The following is a 2,979-nucleotide window of genomic DNA, read 5'->3' as shown; positions in this document are numbered from 1 at the left end:
TTATTAGTTCATAGTAGCTTTAATTTCAGCTATTAATTCAGGAATTACTTTCTTAAAGTCTCCTACTATACCAAGGTCTGCAACCTGCATGATTGGAGCACTTTCATCTTTGTTTATAGCTATGATGTAGTCGGAATCCTGCATTCCAGCTAAGTGCTGAATAGCTCCTGAAATACCAACTGCTATGTACACTTTTGGTCTTACAGTTTTTCCTGTCTGTCCTACCTGATAAGCTTTGTCTAACCAAGCGTTATCTATAGCAGCTCTTGAGCCAGCTAAGCTTCCTCCAAATAAATCTGCTAATTCCTTTAGTAGTTCAAAGTTTTCTTTTGCTCCTACTCCTCTACCTCCGGATACTAATACTTCAGCTTCTCCAATGTCCATAACATTTTTAGCAATCTTAACAACATCTTCTACTTTTGTTCTTATATGCGACATTTCTACTTTAGCAGCAATTTTTTCTACTTCGCCTTTTCTGTTTTCATCTTTCTTTAACTTTTCGAAAACTCCTGGTCTTACTGTAGACATCTGTGGTCTATGATCTGTACACATAATTGTAGCCATTAGGTTTCCACCAAATGCTGGTCTTGTCATTAGAAGGTGGTTTGTTCCTTCTTCTATGTCAAGTGATGTACAATCTGCTGTAAGTCCTGTATCTAGTCTTGCTGCTACTCTTGGTCCTAAATCTCTTCCTATGTAGCTTGCGCCAACTAATATTATTTCAGGTTTTCTTTCATTTACTAAATCACAAATAACTTTTGTGTATGCATCAGTTGTGAAGTGCTTTAGTAATGGATTGTGAGCATATAATACTCTATCAGCACCGTATGCTACTAATTCATTAGCAACTCCATCTATTTCATCTCCAAGAAGTACAGCTGTTAACTCTACTCCTATTTTATCTGCTATTTCTCTTCCTTTTCCTAAAAGTTCTAATGCAACTTTTTGTAACTGTCCGTCTCTTTGCTCAGCAAATACCCATACGCCTCTGTAATCTGCTATATTCATCCTAAATCCCTCCTATATTAGATATAGTGTTTTTCCTTTAATTTTGCAACTGCATATGCTGCTGCTTCCTTAGCAGGCTGATTAACTATTTCTCCCTTACCTTTTGCTTCCTTAGTAGCTGATTTTTTAACCTTTGTTGGTGAACCTTTAAGTCCAAGAAGGGATTTATCTACTCCCAAGAAATCTGCATTCCAAACTTTTATTTCTTTATCAAATGCTCCAAATATGTGTCCTACTTGCATGTATCTTGGCTCATTTAATTCTTTTATTGCTGTTAATAAAACTGGCATTTTTACTCTGATATTTTCATATCCATCTTCCCATGCTCTCTTAACTTTTAATTCTTCTCCATCAACTGCAACTTCTTCAACATAAGTTATCTGTGGAAGATTTAAGTGTTCTGCTATCTCTGGTCCAACCTGTGCTGTGTCTCCATCTATAGCCTGTCTTCCCGCAAATACTATGTCATAGTCTAATTTCTCTATTGCTGCTGCTAATGCTCTTGATGTTGCTAATGTATCAGCTCCTGCAAATGCTCTGTCTGATATTAATATAGCTTCATCTGCTCCCATAGCTAAAGATTCTCTTAAAGCAACCTCAGCCTGTGGAGGTCCCATGCTTATTACAGTTACCTTTGCACCATTTTCATCTTTTAATCTTAATGCTTCCTCTAAAGCATTTTTATCATCTGGGTTAATTATGGATGGAACACCTTCTCTTATAAGAGTTCCTGTAACTGGATCTATTTTTACTTCGTTAGTATCTGGAACTTGTTTTAAACAAACAACTATATTCATTTACGTGAACCCTCCTTATTATCTAAATATATTTCCTGAAATAACTAATTGTTGAACCTGTGAAGTTCCTTCATATATTTCAGTAATCTTAGCGTCTCTCATCATTCTTTCTACTGGATAATCTTTAGTATATCCATATCCACCGAATAACTGTACAGCTTTTGTTGTTACATCCATAGCAACGTTAGCTGCATGTAATTTTGCCATAGCTGCATCTACACTGTATGGCATCTTGTTTTGTTTCTTCCAAGCAGCTTTGTATACTAGAAGTCTTGCTGATTCTATAGCAACTTCCATATCAGCCATCATCCAAGCTAATCCTTGGAATTTGTAAAGCTGTTTTCCGAACTGCTTTCTTTCTTTCATATAGTTTTTAGCTTCTTCAAATGCACCTTCAGCTATTCCTAAAGCCTGTGATGCTATACCAATTCTTCCTCCATCAAGAGTCTTCATTGCTATTCCGAAGCCTTTTCCTTCTTTTCCTATTAAGTTTTCCTTTGGAACTTTAACATCTTCAAATATAAGTTCTGTTGTTGATGATGCTCTTATTCCTAATTTATCTTCAACTTTACCAATTGAAAATCCTTCCATTCCTTTTTCAAGTATGAATGCAGTTATTCCCTTAACACCTTTGCTTCTATCTGTCATAGCGAATACTACGAAAATATCTGCTGCTCCACCATTAGTGATGAATATTTTTGAACCATTTAATAGATAGTGGTCTCCCATATCTACAGCTATACTCTGCTGTCCTGCAGCATCTGTTCCTGCATTTGGCTCAGTTAATCCAAAAGCACCTATTTTTTCACCCTTTGCAAGTGGTACTAAGTACTTTTGTTTTTGTTCTTCTGTTCCGTGTTCATATATTAATGAAGCACATAATGAAGTGTGAGCTGAAAGAATAACTCCTGTTGATCCACAAACTTTTGATAATTCTTCTACTGCTAAGATGTAGGATAGTACATCTCCACCTGCTCCACCATATTCTTTAGGAAATGGTATTCCCATCATTCCTAACTTAGCCATTTTTTCAACATTTTCCATAGGAAATCTTTCAGTTTCGTCAATTTCTGCTGCTATTGGCTTTACTTCATTTTCAGCAAATTCTCTAACCATTTGTTTTACAAATTCTTGTTCTCTAGTTAATGCAAAATTCATTTACCTTTACCTCCTA

The 2,979-nt window shown here is 35.9% G+C and carries 3 protein-coding genes; all 3 read right to left on the bottom strand.

All coding sequences use genetic code 11. From position 1 onward, the window contains the following. Nucleotides 1-3: 3 nt before the first annotated feature. The 3 genes from J2Z24_RS21070 to J2Z24_RS21060 are packed head-to-tail and all read right to left on the bottom strand — an operon-like array spanning nt 4 to nt 2,963. Nucleotides 4-1,008 (bottom strand): electron transfer flavoprotein subunit alpha/FixB family protein, encoded by a 1,005-nt coding sequence (locus J2Z24_RS21070; RefSeq protein ID WP_035145146.1) that lies wholly within the window; start codon nt 1,006-1,008, stop codon nt 4-6. Between the two features lie 17 nt (nt 1,009-1,025). Beyond that, entirely contained in the window at nt 1,026-1,805 is a 780-nt protein-coding gene (locus J2Z24_RS21065; RefSeq protein ID WP_035145148.1) for an electron transfer flavoprotein subunit beta/FixA family protein, read from the bottom strand. 18 nt (nt 1,806-1,823) lie between these two features. Continuing rightward, a complete protein-coding gene (locus tag J2Z24_RS21060; RefSeq protein WP_035145150.1) occupies nt 1,824-2,963 on the bottom strand; it encodes an acyl-CoA dehydrogenase in 1,140 nt (379 codons plus the stop codon). Nucleotides 2,964-2,979 lie beyond the last annotated feature (16 nt).

Source organism: Clostridium tetanomorphum, from assembly GCF_017873215.1.
Taxonomy (GTDB): Bacteria; Bacillota; Clostridia; order Clostridiales; family Clostridiaceae; genus Clostridium_AO; species Clostridium_AO tetanomorphum.
Note: the sequence above shows the minus strand (reverse complement) of the source record. Positions and strands in the feature narration are given on the sequence as shown.

Excerpts from the sequence above, each read along its gene's own strand:
- J2Z24_RS21070 (WP_035145146.1), bottom strand. The coding sequence starts at position 1,008 with ATGAATATAGCAGATTACAGAGGCGTATGGGTATTTGCTGAGCAAAGA.
- J2Z24_RS21065 (WP_035145148.1), bottom strand. The coding sequence starts at position 1,805 with ATGAATATAGTTGTTTGTTTAAAACAAGTTCCAGATACTAACGAAGTA.
- J2Z24_RS21060 (WP_035145150.1), bottom strand. The coding sequence starts at position 2,963 with ATGAATTTTGCATTAACTAGAGAACAAGAATTTGTAAAACAAATGGTT.